General features: G+C 68.2%; 14 protein-coding genes. 10 read left to right on the top strand and 4 right to left on the bottom strand.

Going from position 1 to position 13561, the window contains the following annotated elements; genetic code table 11:
* Nucleotides 1-62 precede the first annotated feature (62 nt).
* Nucleotides 63-326: a WhiB family transcriptional regulator gene (locus ABFX36_RS10365; protein ID WP_045538235.1), complete on the top strand. Its 264-nt coding sequence runs from the start codon at nucleotides 63-65 to the stop codon at nucleotides 324-326.
* 120 nt (nucleotides 327-446) lie between these two features.
* Here the strand turns inward: ABFX36_RS10365 and ABFX36_RS10370 are convergent, their stop codons facing one another.
* A complete protein-coding gene (locus ABFX36_RS10370) occupies nucleotides 447-956 on the bottom strand; it encodes a metallopeptidase family protein (RefSeq protein ID WP_045538221.1) in 510 nt (169 codons plus the stop codon).
* A 125-nt stretch (nucleotides 957-1081) separates the two neighbouring features.
* On the opposite strand from ABFX36_RS10370, the gene ABFX36_RS10375 reads away from it, so the two are divergent.
* The 3 genes from ABFX36_RS10375 to manA all read left to right on the top strand — a co-directional run bounded on the left by ABFX36_RS10375 (nucleotide 1082) and on the right by manA (nucleotide 3941).
* The gene (locus tag ABFX36_RS10375; protein WP_085950745.1) at nucleotides 1082-1504 is read left to right on the top strand and encodes a DUF3499 domain-containing protein; all 423 of its coding nucleotides are present in this window, start codon (nucleotides 1082-1084) and stop codon (nucleotides 1502-1504) included.
* Between the two features lie 65 nt (nucleotides 1505-1569).
* On the top strand, nucleotides 1570-2697 hold the full coding sequence (locus ABFX36_RS10380) for a hypothetical protein (protein WP_006895862.1): 1128 nt from the start codon (nucleotides 1570-1572) through the stop codon (nucleotides 2695-2697).
* Entirely contained in the window at nucleotides 2697-3941 is a 1245-nt protein-coding gene (gene manA / locus ABFX36_RS10385) for a mannose-6-phosphate isomerase, class I (RefSeq protein ID WP_006895863.1), read from the top strand. The genes ABFX36_RS10380 and manA overlap by 1 nt, the downstream gene beginning before the upstream one ends.
* Before the next feature lie 26 nt (nucleotides 3942-3967).
* Here the strand turns inward: manA and ABFX36_RS10390 are convergent, their stop codons facing one another.
* On the bottom strand, nucleotides 3968-5383 hold the full coding sequence (locus ABFX36_RS10390) for a type VII secretion protein EccE (protein WP_346076224.1): 1416 nt from the start codon (nucleotides 5381-5383) through the stop codon (nucleotides 3968-3970).
* Between the two features lie 114 nt (nucleotides 5384-5497).
* Here ABFX36_RS10390 and eccB point away from each other — a divergent pair, with 114 nt between their 5' ends.
* Nucleotides 5498-6892 (top strand): type VII secretion protein EccB, encoded by a 1395-nt coding sequence (gene eccB, locus ABFX36_RS10395; protein ID WP_045537020.1) that lies wholly within the window; start codon nucleotides 5498-5500, stop codon nucleotides 6890-6892.
* On the opposite strand, the gene ABFX36_RS10400 is transcribed toward eccB, so the two are convergent.
* The gene (locus ABFX36_RS10400; RefSeq protein ID WP_045537065.1) at nucleotides 6879-7502 is read right to left on the bottom strand and encodes a TetR/AcrR family transcriptional regulator; all 624 of its coding nucleotides are present in this window, start codon (nucleotides 7500-7502) and stop codon (nucleotides 6879-6881) included. The two genes, eccB and ABFX36_RS10400, sit on opposite strands and share 14 nt — an antisense overlap.
* A gap of 175 nt (nucleotides 7503-7677) precedes the next feature.
* Between ABFX36_RS10400 and ABFX36_RS10405 the strand changes: the two genes are divergently transcribed.
* From ABFX36_RS10405 to nrdF, 5 genes are all read left to right on the top strand, one after another.
* Entirely contained in the window at nucleotides 7678-8235 is a 558-nt protein-coding gene (locus tag ABFX36_RS10405) for an NAD(P)H-dependent oxidoreductase (RefSeq protein ID WP_278124454.1), read from the top strand.
* Nucleotides 8236-8683: 448 nt separating this feature from the next.
* The gene (gene nrdH / locus ABFX36_RS10410) at nucleotides 8684-8917 is read left to right on the top strand and encodes a glutaredoxin-like protein NrdH (RefSeq protein ID WP_006895868.1); all 234 of its coding nucleotides are present in this window, start codon (nucleotides 8684-8686) and stop codon (nucleotides 8915-8917) included.
* A gap of 14 nt (nucleotides 8918-8931) precedes the next feature.
* The gene (gene nrdI, locus ABFX36_RS10415; protein ID WP_045537024.1) at nucleotides 8932-9411 is read left to right on the top strand and encodes a class Ib ribonucleoside-diphosphate reductase assembly flavoprotein NrdI; all 480 of its coding nucleotides are present in this window, start codon (nucleotides 8932-8934) and stop codon (nucleotides 9409-9411) included.
* A 75-nt stretch (nucleotides 9412-9486) separates the two neighbouring features.
* A complete protein-coding gene (nrdE, locus tag ABFX36_RS10420) occupies nucleotides 9487-11721 on the top strand; it encodes a class 1b ribonucleoside-diphosphate reductase subunit alpha (protein ID WP_006895870.1) in 2235 nt (744 codons plus the stop codon).
* A gap of 54 nt (nucleotides 11722-11775) precedes the next feature.
* Complete coding sequence (gene nrdF / locus ABFX36_RS10425) at nucleotides 11776-12771, top strand: class 1b ribonucleoside-diphosphate reductase subunit beta (protein ID WP_039867217.1); 996 nt, start codon at nucleotides 11776-11778, stop codon at nucleotides 12769-12771.
* Nucleotides 12772-12796: 25 nt separating this feature from the next.
* Here the strand turns inward: nrdF and ABFX36_RS10430 are convergent, their stop codons facing one another.
* Nucleotides 12797-13549 (bottom strand): SWIM zinc finger family protein, encoded by a 753-nt coding sequence (locus ABFX36_RS10430; protein ID WP_278124451.1) that lies wholly within the window; start codon nucleotides 13547-13549, stop codon nucleotides 12797-12799.
* Nucleotides 13550-13561 lie beyond the last annotated feature (12 nt).

A 13561-nucleotide genomic window follows, 5' to 3' on the forward strand; every position in this document is an offset into this window, starting at 1 on the left:
GTGCTGACCCGATCAGTGAGATCAGCGCGATTGAGATCAGTGAAGTCCACGCGAACCGCCATCTGTCGGTGGTAGCGAACGAATTCGAGGAACTGTTCGACGCCGTCGAGGAGCAGTGGCAGGACCGTGCGCTCTGCGCACAGACCGATCCTGAGGCGTTCTTTCCGGAGAAGGGCGGTTCGACGCGCGAGGCCAAGCGCATCTGCCAGGGCTGTGAGGTCAAGGCGGAGTGCCTGGAGTACGCGCTGCACAACGATGAGCGTTTCGGCATCTGGGGCGGTCTCTCCGAGCGCGAGCGACGCCGTCTGAAGCGCGGAATCATCTGACGTCGTGATCGTCTGACGTCGTACGCCCCTGGCCGACCCCTCTCGTATCGGATCCTCCCGCCGATCGCGACGAGGGGTCGGGGCGTCTCCGGCGGCGTGCTCGCCGGCGTCAGCCCCCGTTCAGTCCTCGTCGGGGCCGTCCTCGACGGTCTCCTCGTCCACTCCCAGATAGGTCGCGACCTGCTCGATGAGCACCTCGCGCAGGATCTCGGGCAGTTCCTCGGCGTCATGCGCACGGAGTTCGAGCGGGCGCCGGAACAGGATGATCTGCGCCCGGGTGGGACGGCCGGCCACGTCGATGCCGGCCGGGATCAGCCGGGCCAGCGGCACCTGGCCGTCGGCGGTCACCTCGTCCGGCCATTCCACGGGGCCGTCTCCGCGCGGGAGCATCCGCGGGATGTCGTCCACAGCGACGTCCAGCCCGGTCAGGTGGGTATGCCACCGGCTGTCGATCTCGGCGAAGGCCTCCACCGCCGCGGCGTCGAACAGGTCGGCGCGCGTGCGGTGTCCCGGCATCGAACTCGGCATGAGCGGGCCGCGCAGACCGCGGCCGCGGCGGTCGCGCAAACGGCGGGGAGGAGGCGCGAGCAGGTCGCGACCGGACCGCAGCGGAACGAGTCGATAGCCCATACCGCACACCTTAGTGTCCCGGCTCCGCACGGCCGGCGCGTCGCTCGTGGGCACGTCGACCGGGTCCGCATCGGATGTGCGTGTCGATTGTCCGCGTCCGGCGTCGAGGCGATAGGCTGAGCGGCGTGAGTGTCCCTCGTCAGTGCTGCAGGCCCGGCTGTTCGCGTATCGCCGTGGCGACCCTGACGTTCGTCTACGCCGAGTCGACCGCTGTCATCGGCCCGCTGTCGGCGTCCGACGAACCCCACTCGTGGGACCTGTGCTCCCAGCACGCCGATCGGATCACCGTGCCGGTCGGGTGGGAGATGATGCGGAGCGAGCGCGGGTTCGCGCAGCCCGCCGAGGACCAGGAGCTCACGGCACTGGCCGAAGCGGTACGTGAGGCCACCGCCACCTCGCCCCGCGTGGGTTTTCTCGCCCATGCCGAGTTCGACGACACACCCCGCGGCAGGCACCGCGCGCAGCAGCGGTCGGCAGCCACCCCCGCGGCGACGCCGCGGCCGGGCCGTCGCGGTCATCTGCGGGTACTGCCCGACCCGGTCGACTGAGCTTCGCGCGACCACGATCACGCTCGCGACCGCTTTCCGGCCGGGCGAATACTAGGCTGTGATTCATGTCTGCGTTGACTACTGACCTCGACGACGTCGACGGTCTGCTCGCCGCCGACCGCGATGGTCTGCTGCGGGCCGCCGCCATGGCGGGTGCGCAGGTGCGAGCGGTGTCCCAGGCGCAGTCGGAGGGCGCGCTGGCACGGCTCGCCGACCTGCGACCGCGCGCTGTCGTCGTGGTCACGGGAGCGTCGGCCACCGCTCGGCGCGCCACCGATCTGGTGGTGGCGACCGTCGCGGCCCGTTTCGACGTGCCCCTGGTCAGCGTGCCGACTCTGCCCGGCTGGATCGGTCCGCTCGACGTGGTCGTGATCGCCGGGCACGACGCGGGCGATCCCGCACTCGCCGACGCCGCGGTGCGTGCGCTGCGCCGACGCGCCGAACTCGTCACCGTCGTACCGGTGGAAGGGCCGCTCCGCGAGGCGATCGGTGCCCAGCCGATCGTCGACCTGTCGCCTCGGCTCGTCGTCGATCCGCGCTTCGGCTTCTGCCATTTCGTCGCGGCGCTGACCGCGGTGTGCGTCGCCTTGTCCGCCGTCCGGTTCGCGCCTGCTCCCCCCGATCTCGCCGATCTCGCCGACCGGTTGGACGGGGAGGCCGCAGCTGACCATCCGGGCCAGGAGAGCTTTCACAATCAGGCCAAGCTCCTGGCCATGCGTGTCGCGGACCGGTCGGTGGTCTGGGCCGGTGACACGCCCGGGGCGAACGCCGTCGCCGCTCATGCGTCGGCGGTCGCCTTCAGCGTCGCGGGCACGGTGTCGAGCGCCGCGTCGGAGACCGTTCTGGCAACCGGGCTGCTCGACGGCTCGAACCGTCCGGCACCGGTCGACGACATCTTCTACGACCCGGAGATCGACCCGCCGCGGTCGGCCGCGATCCGCGGGATACTGTTCACCACTGCTTCGCGGCGCTGGTACGCGCAGCAGCGCAATGCCGGGCGCGCCGAGATCGACGTGCTGGCGGAGCATCCTGCGGGGTCCGACTCGGGCGCCGGGGAACCGGATCAGGGATCGGTGGCCGCGACGAGCGATCTGTTCGCCGACGCGCCCGCGGATCTGGGGGAGTACCTGGTGCTGGCGCTGCGCGTGGAACTCGCGGCGGTGTTCGTTCGATTGATGGGAGAAGCGGCCTGATGAAGCTGCTGGCTGGAGTGGTGCGGCCGTATGCGTGGGGATCGCGTACCGCACTCGCCGAGTTGCGCGGCACGCCGAGTCCTTCGCCGCACCCCGAGGCCGAACTCTGGTTCGGTGCGCATCCGGCTTCGCCCGCGCGGATCTGCGGCGAGGTGGAGGGTCCGCAGGACCTGCTCGGCGTGATCGAGGCCGATCCGGTGCGCGAGCTCGGCGCCGAGACCGCCGACCAGTTCGGTTCCCGCCTGCCGTACCTGCTGAAGATCCTCGCGGCCCAGGAGCCGCTGTCGCTGCAGGCGCACCCGAGTCTCGAACAGGCAGTCGCCGGCTTCGAACGCGAGAACGCCGCGGGCCTGGCGCTGGACGCGCCCGACCGCAACTACCGCGATCCGTCGCACAAACCCGAACTGGTGGTGGCGCTGACGGAGTTCGACGCGCTCGCGGGGTTCCGCGATCCGCACGTCACGGTTGAGATCCTGAAGGCTCTCGCCGTACCCGCCCTGGATCCCTATCTGGGCATGCTGGTGGAGCAGCCGGACGAGACCGGTCTGCGAGCGGTCTTCACCACGTGGCTGACCCTGCCCGAGGCGGTCATCGGTGCGCTGGTCCCCGAGGTGCTCAACGGCGCGGTGCGCGTCCTGGGCGGGGACGACGACCGCTTCACCCTCGAACTGCGGTCCCTGCTCGAGCTGGGAGAGGCGTACCCCGGCGATCCGGGCGTGCTCGCGTCGCTGCTGTTGAACCGGATCCGGTTGCAGCCCGGTGAGGGAATCTATCTGTCCGCGGGCAATCTCCACGCCTACCTGCACGGGATGGCGGTGGAGCTGATGGCGAACTCCGACAACGTGCTGCGCGGCGGGCTCACCCCCAAGCACATCGACGTCCCGGAACTGCTGCGCGTCCTCGACTTCCATCCGGTGTCGATCGACGCCCTGATGCCTCAGGTGCGGAGCCTCGGGACCGAGCGCGTCTATCTGACCCCGGCGCCCGAGTTCCGGCTGTCGCGGGTGGAATTGGACGGCACCGGGCTGCACGCCGCGCAGTCGATCAGCTTCGAGATGGCGGGTCCGCAGATCCTGGCGGTGATCTCCGGCCGGGTGGCCGTGGAGGGGAGCGGCGGCGAACTGTTGAAAGCCGGTCCGGGCGATGCGGTCTGGCTGTCGGCGGCCGATCCGGACGTGGTGGTGCGCGCGATCTCGTCCGGTGCCGTCTTCTTCCGTGCGATGGTTCCGGCCCTGCAGCACTGACCGTCCGCGGCTCGACCGCAACGGAGTCAGTCGAGTTCGGTGAGGCTTCGTTCGGCGGCGGTGGAGACCGGGCGCACCGGGACGGTGCAGCCGAGTCCGGATGCGAGGAGGAGTCCGCTGCCGGGATCGTGACGCAGGGTGGGCTCGCGTCCGCCGCGACCGTCGTCCAGGCAGTCGTGCCTGCGCAGCAGGGTCGCGCCGGGCGGAACCTCGTGCCCGCCGGCGCGGGTGTCGTCGAACAGCACGTGCGGAGCGGTGGGTCCGCGGTCGTTGACGGTGATCCACCGCTCGCCGACTGCATCCGCCAATCGCCGCCAGCGCTGGGGAGTGTCGGATACGACGGCCACCGACATCCCGATCGCAGCCAGTCGCGCCGCCACTTGTCGTGCGAGCCGGTGGTCGCCGCAGATCGTGCTCGCGGCGACGCCGGGACCGGCCAGGCGAAGCGCCACGGGCGCGCCGGATGCCGCGGCGCCGACGAGCTGACCGTCACCGGCGCAGGGAACGGCCACCGAGCGGCAGATCTGTTCGGTGGCGGCCGGCGGCACCGGCGCGGCCCCGCTGCCACGAGAACCGCTGCCACGAGAACGGTCGTCTCGACGATCCTCCGGTGGCGCAGCGATCGGCAGACCCGCGGCGAGCGCGCCGCGGTCGGAGGCGTCGACCGGGACCAGATCGTGACAGCCGTCGCGATCGGAGGCGTGTGCGCCGTTGTCGCGCACCGTCGCGGTCAGCCGCGGACCGGACCGGTCGGCCGTGAGGCTCAGCGTGACGGTCGTCGACACCGCCTCGCTCGAACCCGGAGCGGCCAGCAGCGCGGACAGCGACTCCGGAGAGGTCCCGGCCCATCGGTGGACGGCGAATCGGAATCCGTCGACGTGTGCGCCGAGCGCATCGGACGTCGCGCGCTCGACGGGAGCCCCCTCGGTCAGTCGCATCGTCAGGTCGGTGATCTCGGCAGCGGTCAGCGGACGAGTGGGGATGCCGGAGTCGGCGAGGCGAGCGCGCAGCCGGCGCAGGCACCACAGCGCCGTACGCAGCATCCCGGCGGGCCCGTCACCGCGCATTAGGACCGCCTGCGGACAGTCAGCGGGCCGGATTCGGACCACCAGGTGCACGCTGCGGTGGGTGGGAATTCGCAGTCCGCCGAGCAGCGTCCGATACGCGCCGGCCGCGATGCCGTCGTCCCAGCTGCGCATGGTGTGACTGACGACGTCGATGGCCCAGGGCGCGGCGTCGTGGGCCGACATCGCTGAGAGCACTGCGGGCAACAGACGCGGTGGTGTGGCCCGGGGTGTTCCGACCACCACCGGCGCCGGTTCGTCGGGGGCGATCGCAAGCACCCCGATCAGACTGTCGCCGCAGCGCCGCAGTCCGATGAAACCGTCGTCGGCGGGCACGTCGAACGGTGCCCGGACCTCCCATGGCGCGGTGCGACGCACCAGCATCCTCGCTTGCACTGAGTGCTCCCCCCGAACACGGACTTCGCGAAATCGCCGTGGGACGAGGCTAACCCGCGTCTAACCTCCTTGCGGGGGAATCGATCGGGGGGATTGATGTCACGTCACATCACGACGCGCGCGCAGATCAGCGGGTACCGCTTCGGGGTGGCTCGGGCCGAACACGCGCTCGTGCGCCGCGACGTACGGATGACGCACGATCCGATGCGCGCGCAGTCGCGGGCGCTCGTCGCCGGGACGGTGCTAGCGGTCCTGGTGCTCGCCGGCGCGGCGATCTACGGATTCGTCCGACCGCAACCCGACGTGCGCGATGCGCAGATCGTGGCCGTCGACGGCGGTGGGATGTACGTGCTGATCGACGGCGTGATGCATCCGGTGCCGAACGTCGCGTCGGCCCGGCTGATCCTCGGTCGGCCGCTGCCGGTGCGGCGGGTGAGCGAGCGGTCGTTGAGTCGCTTCCCGCGCGGTGCGGCCGTCGGCATTCCGGACGCACCGGGTGCGCTCGATCGACCGGCGGTGGCCGGACGGTCGACGTGGACCGTCTGCGAGGACGCCGAGGGCAGCGCAGTCGTGGTCGGCGACCTCGCGTCTGCCGCCGAGACGATCGACGCCGATCTCGTGCAGCACGCGGGAGTCGAATGGCTGCTGTACCGGGACCCGACCGGCAGCGGGACCTCCGTTCCGGTCCGGGCCCGCGTCGACCGGTCGCGGGTGGAGTTGGTCCGTGCGCTGGGACTGGAGGGGCGTGAGCCCAGGACGGTGGGGGCGGGACTGTTGAACACCTTCACCGCGCGGCCCGATCTGCGCGTGCCGGAGATCCCGGATCGCGGGTCACCGGGCGTTCTCGGTCTGCCGGTCGGTTCGGTGGTCGCGACCGCCGGCGTCGACGGAACCCTGCGCTATCAGCTCGTTCTCGCCGACGGAGTGCAGCCGCTGTCCGAGCCTGCGGCCGAGATGATGCGACTGACCGACCCGTCGGCCGCGGACGGAGTACGGCGAGTGGCGCCGGCCGCGGTGGCGGCGCTCACGGTCCGCGAAGTGGTGCCCGTCGCGCATTTCCCGCACGCGGCGCCTCGGTTCGGCGACCCTCCGTCGGTGCTGTGCCATCGCTGGAGCCGCGACACCGAGGGGGCCGCGACGGCGGCGCTTCTCGGAGCGCGCCGACTGCCGGTGCCCGACGGCGCCAGACCGGTGCTTCTGGCTTCGTCGGACGGTCGGGGACCGGCGCTCGACCGGGTCTATCTGCGGCCGGGGACGGGTGAGCACGTGGTGTTGACCGGCGTGGACCCGCGGTCGCCGCGCGCGTCGACGCCGTTCTATGTGAGCGATGCGGGCGTGCGCTATCGGTTGGCGGGCGCGGGGATCGGCGAGATCCTCGGGTTGCCGGAACCGGTGCGGGCGCCGTGGCCGATGATCGCGCTGCTGCCGTCGGGTCCGGAGCTGAGCCGGGAGGCCGCGGCGGTCACCTCCGACGGCGTCAGCTCCCGTTGACGAAGCGGCGCACCATCGCCTCCCAGTCGTCGGCGATCTCCTCGCATGTCATGCCGACGACGTCGAGAAGATGGCGCACGGTCAAGGCCATGAGCGGTGCCTGGACGGCGTGGGCGGTGACCTCCAGCCTGCCGTCGATGCCCATTTCGGCCAGGAGCATCCGCACGTGGAGCGTCGACATCGCCCAGACCGGATGCGATAGATGGTCGGGCTGGTCGGCACCCGCCTCCAGCAGGATGTCGAGGTGGTCGACGGTCATCTTGAGTCGCGCGCGGCCGTAGGCGATCAGCCGGTCGAGCGGGGGAGCGCCGGGCCCGAGAGGTTCCGGTCCGGAGAGGAAGGCCTGCTGGAGGTCCGACTCCGAGTGGTCGAGGAGGGCGAGCATCAGTCCCGTCCGGTTGCCGAAACGGCGGAATACCGTGCCCTTGCCGACGCCGGCGGCACGGGCCACCGCTTCCATCGTCACCGCGGACGCGCCCTGACTGTCGATCAGCGATTTGGCGGCCGCCAGCAGCAGCCGACGATTCCGTGCGGCGTCGGCCCGCTCCGGCGACGCAGCGGGCGCGTTCGCCACGTGCAGTTCAAGGGGGCCGGGGCCGTCGGGGAGCATGAGTCGACTGTAAAGCATGTCGGCGTTGTCGTGATTGCGGACACCGGAGGCCGATCCGCGCGCGACCAGCACTTCCATGCTGTGTCCGTCATCACGGCCGGCACCGGGAATCACGGCGGACCGTGGTCCGTTTCACTGGAGGTATCCGTACGTACGTCAGGAAGAGTGTCGCTCCATGTCTGAAGGCAACATCACCATCGCAGTTCTCGTCGGCAGCCTCCGCTCCGGCTCGCACAACCGTGCGCTCGCCGAACTGGCCGCGGCCAATGCTCCCGAGGGGATCTCGTTGAAGATCGTCGAAGGTCTGGGCGAGGTGCCGTTCTACAACGAGGACATCGACACCCCGGATGCGATCCCGGCCGCCGCGGCCTCGCTGCGCGATCAGGTGGCGTCGGCCGACGCCTTCCTCTTCGTCACCCCCGAGTACAACGGCACGATGTCGGCCGTCCTGAAGAACGCCATCGACTGGCTGTCGCGTCCCTACGGCGCCGGCGCGCTCGCCGGGCGTCCGGCCGGCGTCATCGGCGCCGCACTCGGCCGGTACGCGGGCACCTGGTCCCGTCAGGACACGCGCAAGTCGATCGGCGTCGCGGGAGCGAATGTGGTCGAGGCCGTCGAGATCGGTATCGGCACCGGCGCGCTGGGCGACGAGGGCGTGGCGACCGCTGAGACCGCCGAGCAGTTGGCCGAGGTGGTCCGGGTACTGGCCGACGCGGTCGCCGTCGCCGCCTGATCGACGCTCCTCCGGCGGGGCCGGCCGCGGATGTCCGCGGCCGGCCCCGCCGTCTGTGTCGAGCCGTCTGCGGCCGGGCTGCCGGCGATGTCGGACCCCGGTGGTGAACTGTGTGTGCAAGGGGCCGCACGGTCCCGGCCGAAGGCGCCGAATCGGCGTCCGCCGGCCCGTCTCGGGCACGCGGATTCGAGACACGCCGGACGCGCCGAGACACGCCGGTCCGCCTGTGGACAACTGTCACGCGACCTGGGAGTTTCAAGAATGTTATTCACAAGTTCTTGTGGTCTAGGAAAACATCAGACACTAGGTGTAGTGTTTGGGGTGTCCGGGGGGCGGACGGCAATCGACCGAATTACGGCGGTGTCGTTCACTGCGAAAGCAGGAGATCCGGTCAGAGAAGTCAAGCAAGTCGCTCGCAGCAGATCATTCATCTCAAGGGAGTTCATCGATGGCCATCACCGTCTACACCAAGCCCGCCTGCGTCCAGTGCAACGCGACCTACAAGGCTCTCGACAAGATGGGCCTGGAGTACGACGTCGTGGACATCAGCCAGGACGACGAGGCTCGCGATTACGTGATGGCGCTCGGCTACCTTCAGGCGCCGGTCGTCGTGGTCGGCGACGAGCACTGGTCGGGTTTCCGTCCCGACCGCATCAAGTCGCTCGCCACCAACGCGGCCTGACGGAGGCGAGCCACATGGCCGCCGACACTGAAACCCGAAATCCGCTCATCGTCTACTTCTCGTCGGTGTCGGAGTACACCCACCGCTTCGTTCAGAAGCTGGGGCTCCGCGCGGTCCGGATCCCCCTCATCGACCGCACGTCGTCGTTCCGGGTGGACGAGCCCTACATCTTGATCACGCCCACATACGGGGGCGGGAAGATCAGCGATGCGGGCAGCGTCACCGCTCATGCGGGCGGAGGCTACGTGCCCAAGCAGGTCATCAAGTTCCTGAACATCGAACAGAATCGGTCATTGATCCGCGGCGTCATCGCCGGGGGCAACACCAACTTCGGCGAGGAGTTCGCCCTGGCGGGCGACATCGTCTCGCACAAGTGCCAGGTGCCGTTCCTCTATCGCTTCGAGTTGATGGGAACCACCGACGACGTCGAACGGGTGCGCGCGGGCCTGGCTCAGTTCGCCGCGAGTTCCGCGTTCACCGGCCGGGCCGCCTGACTGCCCGCGCTCACCAGTTTCCGGACCACCAGTTTCCGTCAAGTACGCAAACTTCAGTTTCACCAGGGAGAAGCAGTGTCGCCCACCGCAGTTTCTGTCAGCGAATCCACCGTCTCGGCGAGCAAGTCGGGGGTGCACACGGGTCCGGCCGGCCACGAGCCGGGCGACCTCGACTACCACGCGCTCAACGCGATGCTCAACCTGTACGACGCGGACGGTCGGATCCAGTTCGACAAGGATCGTGAGGCCGCCCGCCAGTACTTCTTGCAGCACGTCAACCAGAACACGGTGTTCTTCCACGATCTCGACGAGAAGCTCGACTATCTCCTCAAGGAGAACTACTACGAGCCCGAGGTCCTCGCGAAGTACGACCGCGAGTTCGTGAAGTTGCTGTTCGGGCACGCCTTCGCCAAGAAGTTCCGGTTCCCGACCTTCCTGGGCGCGTTCAAGTACTACACCAGCTACACGCTCAAGACGTTCGACGGAAAGCGCTACCTGGAGCGTTTCGAGGACCGCGTCTGCATGGTGGCGCTGACGCTGGCCGACGGCGACACCGCGCTCGCGCGCAATCTGGTCGACGAGATCATGGACGGCCGGTTCCAGCCGGCCACGCCGACCTTCCTGAACTCGGGCAAGAAGCAGCGCGGCGAGCCGGTCTCGTGCTTCCTGCTGCGCATCGAGGACAACATGGAGTCGATCGGCCGATCGATCAACTCCGCGCTGCAGTTGAGCAAGCGCGGCGGGGGCGTGGCGCTGCTCCTCAGCAACGTCCGCGAGCACGGCGCGCCGATCAAGCGCATCGAGAACCAGAGTTCCGGTGTCATCCCGATCATGAAGCTGCTGGAGGACTCGTTCAGCTATGCCAACCAGCTCGGCGCGCGTCAGGGCGCCGGTGCCGTGTACCTGCACGCGCACCACCCCGACATCTACCGCTTCTTGGACACCAAGCGTGAGAACGCCGATGAGAAGATCCGGATCAAGACGCTGTCGCTGGGCGTGGTGATCCCGGACATCACCTTCGAGCTCGCCAAGAACAACGACGACATGTACCTGTTCAGCCCGTACGACGTGGAGCGCGTCTACGGCAAGCCGTTCGCGGACGTGAACGTCACCGACGAGTACCACGCCATGGTCGAGGACCGGCGGATCCGCAAGTCGAAGATCAGGGCGCGGGAGTTCTTCCAGACGCTCGCTGAGCTGCAGTTCGAGTCCGGCTACCCGTACATCATGTTCGAGGACACGGTGAACAGGTCGAACCCGATCGAGGGCAAGGTGACGCACTCCAACCTCTGCTCGGAGATCCTGCAGGTCTCGACCCCGTCGGAGTTCAATGAGGACCTCACGTACTCGCATGTCGGCAAGGACATCTCGTGCAACCTCGGGTCGATGAACATCGCCAAGACGATGGACTCGCCGGACTTCGGCCAGAGCATCGAGACCGCGATCCGCGGACTCACCGCCGTCGCCGATCAGACGTCGATCGAGTCGGTGCCGTCGATCAAGCGGGCGAACGACGAGGGTCACGCCATCGGCCTCGGCCAGATGAACCTGCACGGTTACCTGGCTCGTGAGCGGATCTTCTACGGCAGCGAAGAGGGCATCGACTTCACGAACATGTACTTCTACACGGTCCTGTTCCACGCCATCCGCGCGTCGAACAAGATCGCCAAGGAGCGCGGGACGGCGTTCGCCGGCTTCGAGAAGAGCACGTATGCGACCGGTGAGTTCTTCGACAAATACATCGACCAGGTGTGGGAACCGAAGACTCAGAAGGTGCGCGACCTGTTCGCACGCGCGGGCCGTGACGGCGAGAGCGCGCAGCTGTTCGAGTCGGGCATCCACATTCCGACCCAGGACGACTGGCGTGAGCTCAAGGCGTCGGTGCAGCAGTACGGCATCTACAACCAGAATCTGCAGGCGGTGCCGCCGACCGGTTCGATCAGCTACATCAATCATTCGACCAGCTCGATTCACCCGGTCGCGTCGAAGATCGAGATCCGCAAGGAAGGCAAGATCGGCCGCGTCTACTACCCGGCTCCGTACCTGACGAACGACAATCTGGAGTACTACCAGGACGCGTACGAGATCGGTTACGAGAAGATCATCGACACGTATGCGGCCGCGACCCAGCACGTCGATCAGGGTTTGAGCCTGACGCTGTTCTTCAAGGACACCGCGACCACGCGGGACGTCAACAAGGCGCAGATCTACGCGTGGCGCAAGGGCATCAAGACGCTGTACTACATCAGGCTCCGTCAGATGGCGCTCGAGGGGACCGAAGTGGATGGCTGCGTCAGCTGCATGTTGTGAGCTGTTGTCGCACAACGAGATCCAGTCGCCGACTACACCGAATGAGGAATGACGATGACATCGACTAGTCCTGCCGAGGGCGCACCGGTCAAGCTGGTGAACCGGGTCTCGGCCATCAACTGGAACCGAGTCCAGGACGACAAGGACGCCGAGGTCTGGGACCGACTGACCGGCAACTTCTGGCTGCCGGAGAAGGTGCCGGTGTCCAACGACATCCAGTCGTGGGGAACGCTGACCGACTACGAGAAGACGCTCACCATGCGCGTCTTCACCGGGCTCACCCTGCTCGACACCATCCAGGGAACCGTCGGCGCCATCGCGCTCATCCCCGATGCGCTGACCCCGCATGAGGAAGCGGTGATGACCAACATCGCCTTCATGGAGTCGGTGCACGCCAAGAGCTACAGCGCGATCTTCTCGACGCTGTGCTCCACCAAGGAGATCGACGAGGCCTTCCGCTGGTCGGAGGAGAACGAGTATCTCCAGCGCAAGGCGCAGATCGTCATGGATTACTACCGTGGCGACGATCCCCTCAAGCGCAAGGTGGCTTCGACTCTGCTCGAGTCGTTCCTGTTCTACTCCGGCTTCTACCTGCCGATGTACTGGTCTTCGCGCGCCAAGCTCACGAACACCGCCGACATGATCCGGCTGATCATCCGCGACGAGGCCGTCCACGGCTACTACATCGGCTACAAGTACCAGCGCTCGCTGGAAGTGGAGACGCCGGAGCGTCGTCAGGAGCTCAAGGACTACACCTTCGAGCTGCTGTTCGAGCTCTACGACAACGAGACCGACTACACCGAGGCACTCTACGACGAGGTCGGGCTGAGCGAGGACGTCAAGAAGTTCCTTCGGTACAACGCCAACAAGGCCCTCATGAATCTCGGCTACGAGGCGATGTTCCCGAAGGACGAGACGGACGTGAACCCGGCGATTCTGTCGGCGCTGTCGCCGAACGCCGACGAGAACCACGACTTCTTCTCGGGATCGGGCAGCTCGTACGTGATCGGCAAGGCTGTCAACACCGAAGACGAGGACTGGGACTTCTGACCTCTTGCGGCCGGTCCGGCGCCCGTCAGCGCCGGCCGGTCAGCACGTCGTAGTACGTCGTGAGGTCGTCGAGGGCCTCGCCGACCTCGGTCAGCGGCACCCCGGTGGCGCGCAGCGCCTGCCGCAGGGCCGTCGGGTCGAGGTCGGAGAGCGGGTCGACGGCGGGAAACGACGGGGGAGCGGGCGGCAGACGGTGGTCCCCGTAGGGGTCGTCGGCGACGAGCGGATCGTCGTCGCCCACCGCCGCGTGTCGGTCGCCGTCCTGCACCACCGCCAGCAGTTCGGGCAGGTCGGTGCCCATCACTGTCAGCAGCGTGGTGGGACGCCGGTCGATCTCCGCCGCCACCTCGAACGACACCGCCAGGACATGGGTGCATCGGGGAGCGTCGTCGGGGCAACTGCAGTCGGACGTCACGTCGGCCGGCTCGGTGGGTGCGATCAATTCGCCGAGTCCGGTCGGCTGCTCACCGCGGGCGAGGTCGAGCAGGTCGTCGGTGCTGCCCGTTCGGCGCAGCAGTTCCACGACGGTCTCCGGGTCAATGGTGCGCATCTCGAGCCGGACGTCGAAGGGGTCGAGCTGGCTGCCGCGCACCGAAGCCGTCACCACACCGTGCCCGATCCGAAGACCTTCGACGTGCCGCTCCCGGAAGTATCGACGGGCGCCGGTGATGCGGCGGTGATCGGCACCCGACTCCACCACGCCGACGAAGGCGCGCGACCAGCCGGTGATGCCGTAGCCGCGGACTGCGGCCTTCGTCCGCCGTCTGCCGGGACTCATGGACGCTCCGAT

It is taken from the genome of Gordonia cholesterolivorans, from assembly GCF_039531975.1.
In the GTDB taxonomy this organism is placed as follows: Bacteria; Actinomycetota; Actinomycetes; order Mycobacteriales; family Mycobacteriaceae; genus Gordonia; species Gordonia sihwensis.

Excerpts from the sequence above, each read along its gene's own strand:
- ABFX36_RS10380 (WP_006895862.1), top strand. The coding sequence starts at position 1,570 with ATGTCTGCGTTGACTACTGACCTCGACGACGTCGACGGTCTGCTCGCC.
- nrdH (WP_006895868.1), top strand. The coding sequence starts at position 8,684 with ATGGCCATCACCGTCTACACCAAGCCCGCCTGCGTCCAGTGCAACGCG.
- nrdF (WP_039867217.1), top strand. The coding sequence starts at position 11,776 with ATGACATCGACTAGTCCTGCCGAGGGCGCACCGGTCAAGCTGGTGAAC.
- ABFX36_RS10370 (WP_045538221.1), bottom strand. The coding sequence starts at position 956 with ATGGGCTATCGACTCGTTCCGCTGCGGTCCGGTCGCGACCTGCTCGCG.
- ABFX36_RS10405 (WP_278124454.1), top strand. The coding sequence starts at position 7,678 with ATGTCTGAAGGCAACATCACCATCGCAGTTCTCGTCGGCAGCCTCCGC.
- ABFX36_RS10430 (WP_278124451.1), bottom strand. The coding sequence starts at position 13,549 with ATGAGTCCCGGCAGACGGCGGACGAAGGCCGCAGTCCGCGGCTACGGC.
- nrdI (WP_045537024.1), top strand. The coding sequence starts at position 8,932 with ATGGCCGCCGACACTGAAACCCGAAATCCGCTCATCGTCTACTTCTCG.
- manA (WP_006895863.1), top strand. The coding sequence starts at position 2,697 with ATGAAGCTGCTGGCTGGAGTGGTGCGGCCGTATGCGTGGGGATCGCGT.
- eccB (WP_045537020.1), top strand. The coding sequence starts at position 5,498 with ATGTCACGTCACATCACGACGCGCGCGCAGATCAGCGGGTACCGCTTC.
- ABFX36_RS10400 (WP_045537065.1), bottom strand. The coding sequence starts at position 7,502 with ATGCTCCCCGACGGCCCCGGCCCCCTTGAACTGCACGTGGCGAACGCG.